At 56.1% G+C, this 15,159-nt stretch carries 17 protein-coding genes; 7 read left to right on the top strand and 10 right to left on the bottom strand.

Translation table 11 applies throughout. From position 1 onward, the window contains the following. Nucleotides 1-11: 11 nt before the first annotated feature. Nucleotides 12-1,076, bottom strand: coding sequence for a heat-inducible transcriptional repressor HrcA (hrcA, locus tag QZ196_RS08060; protein ID WP_296425311.1), 1,065 nt, complete (start codon nucleotides 1,074-1,076; stop codon nucleotides 12-14). A 115-nt stretch (nucleotides 1,077-1,191) separates the two neighbouring features. On the opposite strand from hrcA, the gene rph reads away from it, so the two are divergent. From rph to hemW, 3 genes are read left to right on the top strand one after another with little or no spacing between them, the layout of a single operon-like run. Further along, a complete protein-coding gene (rph, locus tag QZ196_RS08055; RefSeq protein ID WP_296425310.1) occupies nucleotides 1,192-1,899 on the top strand; it encodes a ribonuclease PH in 708 nt (235 codons plus the stop codon). Continuing rightward, nucleotides 1,899-2,507, top strand: a complete 609-nt coding sequence (gene rdgB, locus QZ196_RS08050; RefSeq protein WP_296425309.1) for an RdgB/HAM1 family non-canonical purine NTP pyrophosphatase — start codon at nucleotides 1,899-1,901, stop codon at nucleotides 2,505-2,507. The genes rph and rdgB overlap by 1 nt, the downstream gene beginning before the upstream one ends. Then, nucleotides 2,470-3,657: a radical SAM family heme chaperone HemW gene (gene hemW, locus QZ196_RS08045; protein ID WP_296425308.1), complete on the top strand. Its 1,188-nt coding sequence runs from the start codon at nucleotides 2,470-2,472 to the stop codon at nucleotides 3,655-3,657. The genes rdgB and hemW overlap by 38 nt, the downstream gene beginning before the upstream one ends. On the opposite strand, the gene QZ196_RS08040 is transcribed toward hemW, so the two are convergent. The 7 genes from QZ196_RS08040 to hemJ all read right to left on the bottom strand — a co-directional run bounded on the left by QZ196_RS08040 (nucleotide 3,654) and on the right by hemJ (nucleotide 11,001). After that, nucleotides 3,654-4,541, bottom strand: coding sequence for a ParB/RepB/Spo0J family partition protein (locus tag QZ196_RS08040; RefSeq protein ID WP_296425307.1), 888 nt, complete (start codon nucleotides 4,539-4,541; stop codon nucleotides 3,654-3,656). The genes hemW and QZ196_RS08040 overlap by 4 nt on opposite strands. Then, the gene (locus QZ196_RS08035) at nucleotides 4,531-5,355 is read right to left on the bottom strand and encodes an AAA family ATPase (protein ID WP_296425306.1); all 825 of its coding nucleotides are present in this window, start codon (nucleotides 5,353-5,355) and stop codon (nucleotides 4,531-4,533) included. The genes QZ196_RS08040 and QZ196_RS08035 overlap by 11 nt, the downstream gene beginning before the upstream one ends. After that, complete coding sequence (gene rsmG / locus QZ196_RS08030) at nucleotides 5,348-5,962, bottom strand: 16S rRNA (guanine(527)-N(7))-methyltransferase RsmG (RefSeq protein WP_296425305.1); 615 nt, start codon at nucleotides 5,960-5,962, stop codon at nucleotides 5,348-5,350. The genes QZ196_RS08035 and rsmG overlap by 8 nt, the downstream gene beginning before the upstream one ends. A 4-nt stretch (nucleotides 5,963-5,966) precedes the next feature. Beyond that, a complete protein-coding gene (mnmG, locus tag QZ196_RS08025; RefSeq protein WP_296425304.1) occupies nucleotides 5,967-7,847 on the bottom strand; it encodes a tRNA uridine-5-carboxymethylaminomethyl(34) synthesis enzyme MnmG in 1,881 nt (626 codons plus the stop codon). Nucleotides 7,848-7,850: 3 nt separating this feature from the next. Beyond that, nucleotides 7,851-9,131: a tRNA uridine-5-carboxymethylaminomethyl(34) synthesis GTPase MnmE gene (gene mnmE / locus QZ196_RS08020; RefSeq protein WP_296425303.1), complete on the bottom strand. Its 1,281-nt coding sequence runs from the start codon at nucleotides 9,129-9,131 to the stop codon at nucleotides 7,851-7,853. Between the two features lie 30 nt (nucleotides 9,132-9,161). Continuing rightward, on the bottom strand, nucleotides 9,162-10,433 hold the full coding sequence (rho, locus tag QZ196_RS08015) for a transcription termination factor Rho (RefSeq protein ID WP_296425302.1): 1,272 nt from the start codon (nucleotides 10,431-10,433) through the stop codon (nucleotides 9,162-9,164). Nucleotides 10,434-10,551: 118 nt separating this feature from the next. Continuing rightward, nucleotides 10,552-11,001: a protoporphyrinogen oxidase HemJ gene (gene hemJ / locus QZ196_RS08010; protein WP_296425300.1), complete on the bottom strand. Its 450-nt coding sequence runs from the start codon at nucleotides 10,999-11,001 to the stop codon at nucleotides 10,552-10,554. Nucleotides 11,002-11,406: 405 nt separating this feature from the next. Here hemJ and QZ196_RS08005 point away from each other — a divergent pair, with 405 nt between their 5' ends. The 4 genes from QZ196_RS08005 to dnaQ are packed head-to-tail and all read left to right on the top strand — an operon-like array spanning nucleotide 11,407 to nucleotide 14,102. Further along, complete coding sequence (locus QZ196_RS08005) at nucleotides 11,407-12,006, top strand: nucleoside triphosphate pyrophosphatase (RefSeq protein ID WP_296425298.1); 600 nt, start codon at nucleotides 11,407-11,409, stop codon at nucleotides 12,004-12,006. Further along, nucleotides 12,003-12,830, top strand: a complete 828-nt coding sequence (locus QZ196_RS08000; protein WP_296425296.1) for a shikimate dehydrogenase — start codon at nucleotides 12,003-12,005, stop codon at nucleotides 12,828-12,830. The genes QZ196_RS08005 and QZ196_RS08000 overlap by 4 nt, the downstream gene beginning before the upstream one ends. Continuing rightward, nucleotides 12,827-13,417: a dephospho-CoA kinase gene (gene coaE, locus QZ196_RS07995; protein ID WP_296425294.1), complete on the top strand. Its 591-nt coding sequence runs from the start codon at nucleotides 12,827-12,829 to the stop codon at nucleotides 13,415-13,417. The genes QZ196_RS08000 and coaE overlap by 4 nt, the downstream gene beginning before the upstream one ends. Beyond that, the gene (gene dnaQ / locus QZ196_RS07990; RefSeq protein ID WP_296425292.1) at nucleotides 13,410-14,102 is read left to right on the top strand and encodes a DNA polymerase III subunit epsilon; all 693 of its coding nucleotides are present in this window, start codon (nucleotides 13,410-13,412) and stop codon (nucleotides 14,100-14,102) included. Before coaE ends, dnaQ begins: the two co-directional genes overlap by 8 nt. Here the strand turns inward: dnaQ and secB are convergent. Then, entirely contained in the window at nucleotides 14,099-14,593 is a 495-nt protein-coding gene (gene secB, locus QZ196_RS07985) for a protein-export chaperone SecB (RefSeq protein WP_296425290.1), read from the bottom strand. The two genes, dnaQ and secB, sit on opposite strands and share 4 nt — an antisense overlap. Nucleotides 14,594-14,651: 58 nt before the next feature. Further along, a complete protein-coding gene (locus QZ196_RS07980; RefSeq protein ID WP_296425288.1) occupies nucleotides 14,652-15,125 on the bottom strand; it encodes an FxsA family protein in 474 nt (157 codons plus the stop codon). Between the last annotated feature and the right edge of the window lie 34 nt (nucleotides 15,126-15,159).

Raw genomic sequence — 15,159 nt, 5'->3', positions numbered from 1 at the left:
TGTCTTTCCCTTCAAGAGCGGTCGGCAATCATTTTGCCCACCAGCTGTGCGGTGTAATTCACAATCGGTACGATCCGCCCATAATTCAGGCGGGTCGGACCTATGACGCCAACGGCGCCAATAATCTTACGGTCGGCGTTCATATAAGGGGAAACGACGAGAGAGGAACCCGAAAGTGAAAAAAGTTTGTTTTCGGACCCAATAAAAATGCGCACACCCTCGCCTTCTTCGGCCAAGTCCAGAAATTGGGCAATGTCACGCTTGCGTTCAAGATCATCGAAAAGCGTGCGGATACGTTCAAGATCGACCTGGCTTTCGTGGTCGGACAAAAGGTTGCCACGGCCACGGACGATCAGGCGCTCTGTCGGTTCACCCTCATTCTCCCACAAGGCAAAGCCGTTTTCGACCAGATCAGCAGCAAGACTGTCGATTTCCTGACGACGGTTGGCGATTTCACGTGCGATCACGGTGCCCAGCATGGACAGCGTGTGTCCTTCGGCAATGGCGTTCAGGAAATTGGCGGCTTCGCGCATGGATGACGGGGTTTGCCCGGCGGGTGGCGTGAAAATCCGATTTTCCACGTGACCATCGGCAAAGACCAAGACGACAAGCGCCCGTTCACGCGACAGCGAGACAAAGTCGATGTGTTTGATCGGGGCCTCGTGTTTTGGGGTCAACACAAGGCTGGCGCCATGGGTCACGCCGGACAGCGCCTCGCCTACCTTATCAAGGACGGTCGCCACGTCGTGATCGTTTGCGCCAATAGTACTATCGATCTTCTGGCGGTCGTCACCGTGCAGTTCGCCCACCTCAAGCAAGCCATCGACGAACATCCGCAACCCAAGCTGAGTGGGAATCCGGCCTGCACTGACGTGCGGACTGTCCAGCAGGCCGAGATATTCAAGGTCCTGCATCACATTTCGGATTGTCGCCGCGCTGACCTGTTCGGACAAGCTGCGGGTCAGCGTCCGGGACCCGACAGGCGTGCCGTTTTCCAGATAACCTTCGACGACAGCGCGAAACACTTCGCGGGACCGTTCGTTCATATCGGCGATGTTTGGCGGTTTGTCGGGCATCTTATCCTCTGATGAAGGCTGCGTAATTAAAACCAAGTTGCCTGTGGCGTCAATCGGGCTTGGATTTCATAGATGGGCAGCGTATCCCCAAATCACAACTAACAGGAGTGATCCCATGCGTCCATCCGGCCGTCAGACGAACGAAATGCGTACAATATCCATTGAAACCGGTGTGACAAAGCATGCCGAAGGGTCATGCCTGATCAAATGTGGCGATACGCATGTCCTATGTACAGCAACGATTGATGAACGGGTCCCACCGTTTTTGAAAAACTCCGGGCTGGGCTGGGTGACTGCGGAATACGGGATGCTGCCACGTGCAACGAACACGCGGATGCGGCGCGAGGCGAAGGAAGGGCAATCGGGTCGGACACAAGAGATTCAGCGGCTGATTGGCCGGTCTTTGCGGGCTGGTGTCGATCGCGTTGCGTTGGGCGAGCGTCAGATCGTCGTGGATTGTGATGTAATACAGGCGGACGGCGGGACGCGCTGTGCGTCTATCACGGGGGGTTGGGTCGCGCTCAAACTGGCGGTGAACAAGCTGATGAAGGCGGGCATCGTGATCAGCGATCCGTTGGTTGATCCGGTCGCTGCGATCAGCTGTGGGATTTATGCAGGCCAAGAGGTTCTTGATCTGGATTATCCCGAGGATAGCGAGGCCGGCGTGGACGGTAATTTCGTGATGACCGCCGGTAAGCTGATCGAGGTTCAGATGTCTGCCGAGGGATCGACGTATAGCCGGGCACAGATGGATGCGCTGCTGGATCTGGCGGAAAAAGGCGTGACAGAGTTGACGGCGGCACAGATGGCAGCGGTCGGCTGATGCGGCGGTTTGACGGTGAGGCGCTGGTCGTCGCGACCCATAACGCCGGAAAGCTGGAGGAGATTGCAGATCTGCTGCTGCCTTATGGCGTTGGCCTGACGTCAAACGCCGATCACGGGCTGCCAGAGCCGGACGAGACGGAAACGACGTTTGTCGGGAATGCCCGGATCAAAGCGCACGCGGCCGCCAAGGCGACAGGCCTGCCTGCGCTGGCCGATGATAGCGGGATCGAGATCGACGGCCTTGGCGGGGCGCCGGGTGTCTACACTGCCGACTGGGCCGAAACCCCGGATGGCCGTGATTTCAACATGGCAATGGAGCGGACTTGGGCCCGATTAGAGACTGTTGTGGCCCCCTACCCCCGGACCGCGCGGTTCTGTTGTACGCTGGTTCTAGCCTGGCCTGACGGCCATGACGAGGAGTTCGCAGGGGTCATGCCCGGCGAGATTGTCTGGCCGATGCGCGGCGATCAAGGCCATGGGTATGATCCGATTTTTCAGCCCGAAGGGTATTCCGTGACATTTGGCGAGATGGATCGTTGGGAAAAGAACAAAATCAGCCATCGTGCTGATGCGTTCCGCAAGCTGGTTGCGGGTTGTTTTGCCTGAGGATTGGGAACACGGGGGCTTTGGTCTTTATATTCATTGGCCATTTTGTCAGGCCAAATGCCCCTATTGCGATTTCAACAGCCATGTTGTGGCGCAAATTGACCAAAAAGCATGGGAAACGGCCTATCTGAGCGAGATTGATCGGATTGGTGCGCAAACGCAGGGGCGTATTCTACGGTCTGTTTTTTTTGGCGGTGGCACGCCCAGCATGATGGACCCCCGGCTTGTGGACGCTGTGCTGACCAAGGTACGGGCCACATGGCCGATGGCAAACGACATCGAAATCACGCTTGAGGCAAATCCGACATCCGTAGAGGCCGGGCGGTTTGCAGGGTATCGCGATGCTGGCGTCAACCGTGTTTCAATGGGGATTCAAGCGCTGAATGACGCCGATCTCAAGGCGCTGGGGCGGCTACATTCGGCGAAAGAGGCGATGGTGGCGTTTGCGACAGCACGCACTGTGTTCGATCGGGTCAGTTTTGACCTGATTTATGCGCGGCAAGGTCAAACCTTGGCCGCGTGGGAGGCCGAATTGCAGCAGGCATTGGCGATGGCGATCGACCATGTGTCCCTGTACCAACTGACAATTGAGAGCGGAACGGCTTTTGGTGATCGCTATGCGGCAGGCAAGCTGCGGGAACTGCCGGACGAGGATCTGTCGGCCGACATGTTTGCCACAACGCAGGAGATTTGCGGCGCTGCCGGGTTTCATGGATACGAAGTTTCAAACCACGCCAGGCCGGGCTGCGAGAGCATCCACAACAAGATATACTGGCGCTATGGCGACTATGCGGGTATTGGCCCCGGCGCGCACGGCCGTTTGACGCTGGGCGGGGTCCGTTTTGCAACCGAGGCACCGCTGGGGCCTGCCGTGTGGTTAAAACAAGTGCTGAAAACCGGTGACGGGGATTTGTCGCGCGAACAGTTGTCGCCGGATGATCAGTTGTCCGAGATGCTGTTGATGGGAATGCGGCTGGACGACGGGGTCGATATCAACCGCCTCAAATCATTTTCAGGCGATAATTTATCTATTAATATCAAACGCTTGCGTGAAATGGGTATGGTCAATGCCGACGCGGGAATGCTGCGGGTCACCGCCAAGGGAAAACCGGTGCTGAACGCCGTGCTGCGCGACCTGCTAGACAGCTAATTCCCCGCCAAGGCGCGGAGCAAATCATCAAGCTGATCCAATGATTTATAACCGATCGTCATTTTTCCGCCCTCATCGCCGGTTTTATGGTCAATTGTGACCTTCATATGCAGCGTGGCCGTCAGTTCATTTTCGATTTGAACGGTGTCTGGATCCTTGGCCACGGGCGCACCTGGCATCGGGCGCCGCTTGAGGGTCGGACCCTTTTTCACCAGCGCCTCGACCTCACGAACCGAAAGTTTACGCTGAATCGCCTCGCGGGCCAATGTGACGGCGCGGTCATTGCCAATCAGCGCGCGTGCGTGGCCAGTCGTCAGCGCGCCAGTAACGAGATATTGCTGTACTTCGTCAGGCAAACCCAGGAGGCGCAACAGATTCGCGATATGTGGCCGACTTTTACCCAAAGCACTGGCGAGTTGGTCCTGCGTGTGGCCAAAACGGTCCATCAGTTGGCGATAACCGGCGGCCTCGTCGATTGGATTGAGGTCGGCACGCTGAATGTTTTCGATAATCCCAACTTCGAGGACCTCTGTATCGTCGTAATCGCGCAAGAGGACCGGAATCTCGTGCAGTTTGGCCATTTGCGCGGCGCGCCAGCGACGTTCACCCGCAACAATTTCGTACATATTGGGATCGCCGGGGGCGAGACGGACGATGAGAGGCTGAATAATGCCTTTTTCAGAAATCGAGGCAGCAAGTTCGTTTAACGCCTCCTGGGCAAAAGTACGCCGGGGCTGATCTGGATTTGGGCGCACCCGCTCGACCGGGACAAGCAGGTCAGGACGGCGCGGGGCGATACTTTGGGCATCCTCCTGCGTCACATCAGACATCAACGCAGACAACCCGCGGCCAAGACCACGGGATTTTTTCACGCTACGCACCATCTTGTTGAACCCTTATTTTTCTTGATTTATCAATAACTTCTTTGGCCAGTGCCCGGTATGCAATGCTGCCTTTTGATGCTGTATCATAGGTCAAGACCGGAACGGCGAACGACGGCGCTTCGCTGAGGCGAACATTGCGGGGAATCACAGTTTTGAACACCATATCCCCCATGTTCTCGCGGGCGTCATCCTCGACCTGGAGGGACAAATTGTTGCGGCGATCATACATCGTCAGTGCAATTCCTTCGATGCGAAGGTTCGGATTCGCGCTTTGCCGGACATCACGAACCGTAAGAATGAGTTGCGACAGGCCTTCGAGCGCGAAAAACTCGCTTTGCAATGGGACAATGATTGAATCAGCGGCGACCATGGCGTTGACAGTCAATATGTTGAGAGACGGTGGACAATCAATCAATATGTAGTCCAAGTCGAGATCAAGTACGTCCGTGTGGCGGAGTGCTTGACGGAGCAGAAAGCTCCGCTTTTCATTGTCGATAAGCTCAATATCGGCCGAACTAAGGTCGGTCGTCGCGGGGACGACAAAGAGGCGCGGCACGGTGGTTTGCTGCATGCCCTCGGCCAAGGTCACGTCGCCGGCCAGCAGATCATATGTGGTAATGTCACGCTTATCCTGCCCGATGCCCAGACCGGTTGACGCATTTCCCTGCGGATCCAAGTCAATCAAAAGCACGCGCTTTTTCCGTTCGGCCAAAGCGGCGCCAAGGTTTATAGTGGTCGTTGTTTTGCCCACGCCGCCCTTTTGATTGGCTATCGCGATGATTTTCGGGCCAGATGAACGGCTTAGATTAGTCACGATGTATCCTTTGAATGGCGAGGAGTCGTCCGTCAGGATCGGTCATACTCGGATATTCTTCAAGATCAAAGGACCACAGGCGTCGGGCATCGGCAACTTCTTCCTGATAGCGTTTGCCCTTGTGCAGCAGCGCCGTCCCTGCCGGGTCCATGTGACGGCCGATCATTGAAAAAAGCCCAGATAGCGTAGTCAAAGCTCGCGCTGACACAACATCTGCGGCTTGCGAGGGCACGTTTTCAATGCGGTCAGCGATCACATTCACCCTCAAACCTAGCTCACGAGAGGCGGTTCTCAGAAAGGTGGCCTTGCGCTGGTCGCTTTCAATCAGCGTAAACGCGGCGTCAGGATTGGCCGTTTTCGCGATAATAGCGGCGACAATGCCAGGAAATCCACCGCCGCTTCCGACATCGAGCCAGTTGCGGTAGCCGCGCGGCGCGTAAGGATACAATTGCACGGAATCAACAATATGTCGGTCCCAGAGGTCCGACAGGCTGGCCGCTGAAACCAGGTTAATATGGCGCGTCCACTTGCGAACCAATGCAGCAAAGGCGTCCAGTTCCGCATATGTTTCACGTGAAACATTTTGCCCTGCGATGTCTACCGGCATCGCGCTAGGCCTGAACATTGGCTTGTTGCCGGCGCTTTATTGCGCTTACGATCAACATCAGCGCTGCTGGCGTCATCCCCTCGATCCGGCCAGCATGTGCGATTGTGCTGGGTTGTATTGCTGTCAATTTTGCCGTCAGCTCGTTGGACATCCCGGAAATACCCTCATAATCAATGTCCTGCGGGATTGCCTGCGCTTCATCACGCGCCATCGCGGCATTATCCCGCTCTTGGCGCGCGATGTAATGCGCATAAAGCGAATCCTTCTTGATCTGGTCGCGGATTTCAACAGGCATCCCGGACGTGTCAGCGCCGAGTTGATTCAGGTGGTGAAATTCGAGGTCTGTCAACGCGAGGGCGTCCAAGGCACTGCGGCGCGGCCCATCCGCGTTCAGCTTGATCCCAAGCGCCGCTATATCACGTGACGACAGGCTGATCTTCGACAGCAAATTTCGTGCGGCTGACAGGCGATCAACCTTATCCGAAAACGCAATCCAGCGTTTTTCACTGATACAGCCCGCCTCCCGGCCCCGCGCGGACAAACGCTGATCTGCGTTATCTGCCCGAAGTGACAACCGAAACTCTGCGCGTGAGGTAAACATCCGGTACGGCTCCGACACGCCGCGGGTGATCAGATCGTCAATCATCACGCCGATGTAGGATTCACGCCGACTGAAGATGACATCATCTTCACCGCGCGCCCGCGCTGCCGCGTTCAGGCCAGCCACCAATCCTTGGGCTGCGGCTTCTTCGTAGCCAGTCGTTCCATTTATCTGCCCCGCCAGATACAAGCCGGGGACCGCACGCAATTCCAACGTTAACCTGAGCGAACGCGGGTCGACATAGTCATATTCGATCGCATAGCCAGGCTGAATAATACGTGCATTTTCAAGACCTTGTATCGAATGCACATAATCGTGCTGCACATCTTCCGGCAGCGACGTCGAAATCCCGTTTGGATAGACCGTATGGTCGTTCGCGCCTTCTGGCTCTAAAAAAATCTGATGCGATGTCTTTTCCGCAAATCGTACGACCTTGTCTTCGATGGACGGGCAGTAGCGCGGTCCCACGCCGTCGATATGGCCACCATACATGGCCGAGCGGGACAGATTTTTCCTGATGATGTCATGGGTCTGGGCGTTGGTATGAGTGATTCCACATACAACCTGCGGCGCCGTAACGGCGTTCGACAGGAAGGAAAATAGCGTCGGGTCATCATCACCGGGCTGAACCTCTAACTGCTCCCACGCGATGGTACGACCATCCAACCGTGGCGGGGTCCCGGTTTTCAAGCGTCCAAGCGGCAAACCAAACGAATCTAACCGCTCGGCCATTTTCACCGACGGGTTGTCGCCCATGCGCCCACCCGGCCGCGACACGTCACCGATATGGATGACCCCCCGCAAAAAAGTGCCCGTGGTCAAAATAACACCGGATGCCCGCACAACAGATCCATCACCAATCGCAACACCGCAAACGCGCGGTCCATCCATGATCAGATCGACAGCCTCGCCTTCTATAATTTGCAGGTTTTCGCACTGCGCCAATTCAGCTTGCATTGCCGCCTTGTACAACGCGCGATCAGCCTGCGCCCGCGGGCCTTGCACGGCTGGCCCCTTTTTTCGGTTCAACAAGCGAAACTGAATTCCGGCCCGGTCAGCGACGCGGCCCATGACCCCATCCAAGGCGTCAATCTCGCGGACCAAGTGACCCTTGCCAAGCCCACCAATCGCAGGGTTGCATGACATCACACCGATTGACGCCTTTGTAAGCGTGATCAGCGCTGTACGGACGCCCATTCGTGCCGCAGCATGGGCCGCTTCGGCGCCTGCGTGCCCGCCACCGATTACGACGACATCAAAATCGTGATGTTTCACGTGAAACACTCCCTATTTGCCGATGCAAAAGCTGGCAAAAATCTCATCAAGAATATGTTCTACATCAACACGCCCAACAAGGCTATCCACCGCGCGAATGGCTGAGCGCAGCTCCTCTGCTATCAGGTCCGTCATGCCGTTTTCATCATGCAAGGCCAGCTCAGCGGCGTCAAGATAAGCCACAGCCCGCACCATGGCGAGCCTGTGCCGCTCCCGCATCGCAATGCCAACGCTCGCGACGCGTACTTTCAATATACCCGATATCTGATCAATCAGCGCGTCTATTCCGGCTCCGGTTTTGCCCGACACGGCCAAACCGACACCCTCCGAAATATCCCCTTTTGCCCGCACAATAATGTCTAGGTCGCCTACATCACGTGGCAATACATCCCCGGGTAACATCATATAAACGCGGATATCGGCCTGTCCTGCCCTTTCGCGGGCCCGTTGCACCCCGATAATTTCGACGACATCATCCGTCTCGCGCAGACCCGCAGTATCCAGCAAGGTCACGGGCAGACCATCCAGATCCAAGCGCACCTCGATCACATCACGTGTGGTTCCAGCGATCGCCGACGTGATAGCAACTTCACGGCCTGCCAGTCGGTTCAACAGCGTCGATTTTCCGACGTTCGGTGCGCCAATAATCGCCACTTCAAACCCATCACGGACCCGCTCTGCGATCCGAACGCCTGCCGATTCGCGGCGCATCTCATCCCTGACATGACCCAGTAAACCCAAGACCTCGGGCGTCACGTTTACCGGAACTTCCTCATCAGCAAAGTCAATCGTCGCCTCCAGCAACGCCGCCGCCCTGATCAAATCTGATCGCCACGCCTCGGCCATCTGCCCCAACGCGCCTGAAAACACACGGATCGCCTGTTTCCGCTGACCCTCAGTTTCCGCGTCGATAAGATCTGCAAGACCTTCAACCTGGGCCAGATCAAGCGTGCCATTCTCCAAACCGCGCCGCGTGAATTCACCCGCCTCGGCAGGCCGCAGCGCAGGATCGTCGCCAAGCACACGCAAGACGGCTGCGACAACTGCGGGGCTTCCATGCAGATGCAATTCAACCACCTGCTCCCCGGTAAAGCTTTTTCCTGCCGGAAAATGCAAAACCAACGCCTCATCAAGAAGGTGACCGTCAGCATCGGTCAAGCGCCGCAGGCCACGGACCACAGGCACATTCCGCATCAGCCGTGCCGATGCCGATACAGCGTCCGGTCCGGACAGGCGCACGACTGCGACACCCGCCCGACCCTGTGCTGTCGCTAAGGCAAAAATCGTATCCATCAGGTCAACCCATTGTTTAATAACAATAAGTTACGTGTTCATTGAATCAAAGAAGTCCGCGTTTGTCTTGGTCTGCTTCAGCTTTCCAATCAGGAATTCGACCGCATCCGTCGTCCCCATTGGGTTCAAAATCCGCCGTAGCACATAGGTTTTTGCCAGGTCCGACTTATCCACCAACAGCTCTTCTTTGCGGGTTCCGGATTTCAGTATGTCCATTGCAGGGAACACGCGCTTGTCAGCCACTTTGCGATCCAGCACAATTTCGCTGTTACCCGTGCCCTTGAATTCTTCGAAGATCACCTCGTCCATCCGCGAGCCGGTATCAATCAGCGCTGTCGCAATAATCGTCAGCGAACCACCCTCTTCGATGTTGCGTGCCGCACCAAAGAAACGCTTGGGCCGCTGTAGCGCGTTGGCATCCACACCACCGGTCAGAACCTTGCCAGACGATGGCACTGTTGTGTTAAACGCGCGCCCCAGACGAGTAATAGAATCCAACAAGATCACAACATCGCGCTTGTGTTCCACCAGCCGCTTGGCCTTTTCGATCACCATCTCCGATACCGCAACGTGACGCGTCGCCGGTTCATCGAACGTGGATGAAACAACTTCGCCCTTCACGGACCGCTGCATATCCGTCACTTCTTCCGGACGTTCGTCAATCAGCAGGACGATCAGGTAACATTCCGGATGGTTCTTTTCGATTGAGTTCGCAATATTCTGCAGCAGGACCGTCTTACCAGTCCGCGGCGGCGCGACGATCAACGAACGTTGGCCCTTACCAATCGGGGATATCAGGTCGATGATCCGCGCGGATTTGTCTTTGATCGTCGGATCATCGACCTCCATCGTCAACCGCTCATCCGGGTACAGCGGGGTCAGGTTTTCAAACGCGACCTTATGCTTGGCCTTTTCAGGATCTTCGAAGTTTATCTGCTCAACAGACGTCAGCGCAAAATAGCGTTCGGTATCGTTTGGTTCCTTCATCACGCCTTCAACCGTATCACCGGTCCGCATCGAATATTGCCGGATCATTTCGGGCGATACGTAGATATCATCAGGTCCGGGCAAATAATTTGCCTCCGGCGACCGTAGAAAGCCAAAACCGTCCAGCAGCACTTCCAGCACACCATCGCCGCCGATCACCCATTCCTCATCTGCACGCTCTTTGAGAATGGCGAACATGATATCGCCTTTTCGCATGGTCGATGCGTTCTCGACCTCCAGCTCTTCAGCCAGCGATAACAGTTCCTTGGGGCTTTGTGCCTTCAGGTCGGCAAGGTTCAGACGGTGTTGGGACATGAATAAAATCCGTTCGCAGCATCAAAGCTGTCATTTCATAGTCAGGCAGGAAAAATGCCATCCCGGACGGGTAGCGAAAGCATACATAGGCCCCAACCTCCGCTTAGTCAACGTTCGCTCAAAATGGCCGCACAACGACCGCAATGACGATCAACAGCATCAGCACCGTCGGCACCTCATTAAACAGCCTGTAGCTACGCCCAGAGCGCGTGTTTGCCCCCACCGCGAATTCTTTGCGTCGTGCCCCCATCCAGACATGCGCTGCCGTCATTAAAACAGCCGAAACGATTTTGACCCACGCCCACGCCGACCCCCAGTCAAACGCGCCAAGGGCAATCATGATCAGCCCGGCAATCCATGCGACAATCATCGCCGGGTTCATGATCACCCGCAGTAATTTTGCTTCCATAATCTGAAAGGTCTGATCCATCTCAGATCCAACCGCTGCCCGTTCCACATGGTACACAAACAACCGGGGCAGATAGAACAACCCTGCCATCCAGGCGATCACCGCCATAATATGGACAGCCTTGATCCACGGGTAAATATCATTGAACAGTTCTGTCATCGGGACGCCTTGGTTGGGTCTCTCTTTCTTAATAATTATAAAGAAAAAGAAAAGATGTTGTTGTTGTTAGTATGTCCATTTTCTGTGGCTTCATTTTTCATCCGCAGACTTATCCACCGCAAGTGGCCGAAAAATAAAACAATCCCCACCGCGATGTCAGGCTATATATGTATTATATTTCAGTGGCTTAAGGTGACAATTTTTTATCAGAGGACGCAATGTGGCATACTTGACTCTGCCCTTCGGGACGATTCCTCCACAGGCCCGACTTATGCTTTCCCACGGTGGAAAAACCTTAACGACGACCCGCATAAGTTTGAAGTTCTTCACAAGCAGGCCCAAGAACCGTAGTTCTGCACAAAGTCTCCGCAGACTGGCACATAGTTTTTCCCAAAGGTTATCCACATGATACAGCCGCTTATCCTTGCTTCAGGTTCCGACATTCGCGCTACTTTGCTGCGCCGTGCCGGCGTTGATTTTGCGGTTCACGTCGCCCGCATCGACGAGGACGCGATCCGCAGGTCGCTTCAGGCCGAAGCCGCCAGCCCCCGCGATATTGCCGACGCGCTGGCCGAAATGAAAGCCCAACGTGTCGCCGCCAAACACCCCGATGCGCTGGTCATTGGTTGCGACCAGATCCTTGCGCATGGCCGCGATATCCTGGGCAAACCCGAAACCCCCGAAGATGCGCTGGAACAGTTGAAATTGCTGCGTGGTCAAACCCATCAGCTTCTGTCGGCTGCCGTGATCTATGGCGATGGCAAACCGCTGTGGCGTCATGTTGGCACGGTGCGTCTGCATATGCGTGATGCGTCGGATGCATATTTGGCCGATTATGTGGCCCGCAACTGGGACAGCATCCGCCATGCGGTCGGTGCATATAAATTGGAGGAAGAAGGAGTGCGACTTTTTACACGCATCGAAGGAGATTATTTCAACGTTCTGGGCCTGCCGCTTCTCGAACTGTTGTCATATCTCACACTTCGCGGAACACTGCGCGAATGACACAGATTCCACGCGCCGTTGTGATCGGCAATCCGATCAGCCATTCCCTTTCGCCAAAACTGCACAGTTATTGGCTCAAGCGTTACGATTTGCCCGGTGAATATATCGCCCTGCAGGTCACAAAGGACGATCTTGCCAAAACCCTCCGGTCGCTGCCGGATCAGGGATTTGTAGGCGCAAACGTGACTTTGCCGCACAAGGTCAGCGTGATGCAGTTTGCGGATCACGTCACGGACCGCGCCACCTTGATTGGTGCCGCCAACACGCTGATCTTCAAAAAAGATGGTGGAATTTTCGCCGATAATACAGATGGCTACGGCTTTATGGCTAATCTCAGACAGGGCGCCCCTGACTGGGACCCGATGGCCGGGCCGGCCGCAATTCTGGGTGCAGGTGGTGCCGCGCGCGCGATCATTGTCGCTTTGGCGGATGCGGGCGTTCCCGAAATTATCCTGTCCAACCGCACCCGCGTCAAAGCTGACGCGCTCAAAGCTGAATTTGGTGCCCGCATTCGTGTCGTTGACTGGGTCCATGCGGGCGCAATGCTCAAAGACGCAGCGATGGTCGTCAATACCACGTCATTGGGTATGACAGGCGCACAGGACTTCAAGGTGCCGTTGGACGCGCTGCGCCCGGGCACCGTTGTGACGGATATTGTCTATAACCCCCTGCGCACCAAATTTCTGGATGCCGCAGAAGCCGCAGGGTGTATCACGGTTGATGGTCTTGGCATGTTGCTGCACCAAGGCGTGCCGGGCTTTGAACGCTGGTTCGGAAAACGTCCCGAAGTTGACGAAGACACCCGCCGGGCCGTGCTTGCATGACCCATCTTTTGGGCCTGACGGGATCTATCGGGATGGGCAAATCGACAACGGCCCAGATGTTTCGTGACGCGGGCGTGCCGGTCTGGGACGCCGACGCCACCGTGCATGATCTTTACGCCACGGGCGGCGCGGCGGTTGCGTTGATCGGTGCGGTCTGGCCGCAGGCGGTGGTGGACAATGCCGTGTCGCGTGACATTTTAAAACAGATTATCGCCAATAAACCTGCCACTTTGCACAAAATAGAATATATTGTGCATCCGTTGGTGGCGGCCAGCCGCCGTGCATTTATCGCGGCCCATGACGATCCACTTTTGGTTTTTGATATTCCCCTGCTTTTTGAAACCAGTGCCGACAAATGGCTGACGTCGGTGCTGGTTGTCACTGCGCCGCCGGATTTGCAGAAATTGCGGGTCATGGCGCGCCCCGGCATGACCGATGCGCAGTTTGCCGCGATACTGTCGCGCCAAACCCCCGATGCCGAAAAACGTGCCCGTGCTGATTATTTGATTGAAACGCGAACGCTGGACGGCACCCGTGCTGCCGTGCAAGACCTGATCGCAGACCTGAAAGGGCAAACAGATGCGTGAAATCGTTCTTGATACCGAAACCACCGGATTTGAACCGCACGAAGGCGACCGTATCGTCGAAATCGGCGCGATCGAACTGATGCGCCATGTGCCCACGGGCCGCACGTATCACCAATACATCAACCCACAGCGATCTATGCCGCAGGAAGCGTTTGCCGTGCACGGTTTGGGCGACGAATTTCTGCGCAAGCAACCGATTTTCCAAGATATCGCACAGGCTTTTGTTGATTTCATCGGTGACGCCCGGCTGGTGATTCACAATGCCGCATTTGACATGAAGTTCCTGAATGCCGAACTTGGCTGGCTTGGGCGCCCTCTTTTGCCGATGGATCAGGCGCTTGATACGCTGGCCATCGCGCGGCGCCGTTTCCCCGGATCGCCCGCATCGCTTGATGCATTGTGCCGCCGGTTTGGCATCGACAATTCATCCCGGACGCTGCACGGCGCGTTGCTTGACAGTGAAATTCTGGCAGAGGTGTATCTGGAGCTGATCGGTGGCCGTCAGCCGGACTTTGCGCTTGCGGCAGACACCAGATCCAAATCAGCGACCGGCGGGGCGGAAGACTGGCGGGCCATACCACGGCCACAGCCGCTGCTGTCCAAGCTTTCCCAACAAGAAGCCGCCGCCCATGCTGCCTTTATCGACAGTCTGGGCGACGGCGCAGTGTGGAAAAAGCTGACTTAGTTGATTTTGGCTTTTTCGGCCTCGGCACGGCGTGCCAGTTCGGACCGATACAGTGCCAGAAAATCAATCGTCTCGAGGTTAAGCGCCGGGAAGCCACCATCGCGGGTGACGTCGCTGACGATCCGGCGCAGGAATGGGAACGTGATGCGCGGACATTCGATCAGCAGATATGGGTGCATCTGCTCTTCGGGTACGCCCTGCACCTGAAAAACACCGGCATATTCAAGCTCGAGCACGAACAGCGGCTCGCCCTTTTCCTTGGTCTTGCTGGTGATGTTCAGCTTGGTGATGACTTCGTATTGGTCATCTACCTTGCGCTTGCGCGCATCAAGGTTCACCTGCACCTGAATTTCGGGCTGTGCGTCGCCCGAAACACCTTTTTGGGCAAGGATGTTTTCGAACGACATGTCGCGGATGTACTGCGCCAGAACACGGCTGGTGACTTGGGCTGGCTGTGCGGGCTGCGCACCGTTTTCGGGGGTATCTGACATTGCAATGTACTCCATCTGAATAAAGTTGGCGCGTTCCTAGCAGCCTATCGCGCCAGTCTCAATGCTGTGTCCAGCGCGATGGGCGATGGGTTGGCTTTTTATCGGATGTGACATCCTCAAAATCGCCATCAATGACGTGGTCTGCCGGCGCGTGCCGCGGCGATTGTGCGGTCGTAAAGGTTTTCACCTTGATCCGTGACCGCACCCAGACGAACGCCGCCTGACGGACTGCGGGGATCAACAGCGACAGGCCAACGATGTCTGTAAAGAAACCGGGCGTCAGCAGCAGCGCGCCCGCAAACAATATCATCGCGCCATTCGCCAACGGCTCGGTTGGATCGCGCATCTCGGAAAACGACTGTTGTAGTTTTCCCAACTCGCGCAGGCCCTGCGCACGCACCAAATAGGACCCTGCAATCGCCGTGAGCAACACGATCAAAAGTGTCCACCAGACCCCGATAAAACCGCCAACCTGGATGAACAGGGCGATTTCGATCATTGGAACGGCGATAAAAGCAATCAACAGCCACATGATGGGCGCCTTTCGTACTTGTTTTTTGGGGGTA

Origin of the sequence: Yoonia sp. (assembly GCF_017854565.1) — a bacterium.
Taxonomy (GTDB): domain Bacteria; phylum Pseudomonadota; class Alphaproteobacteria; order Rhodobacterales; family Rhodobacteraceae; genus Yoonia.
This window is presented reverse-complemented; position numbering and strand designations above follow the sequence as displayed.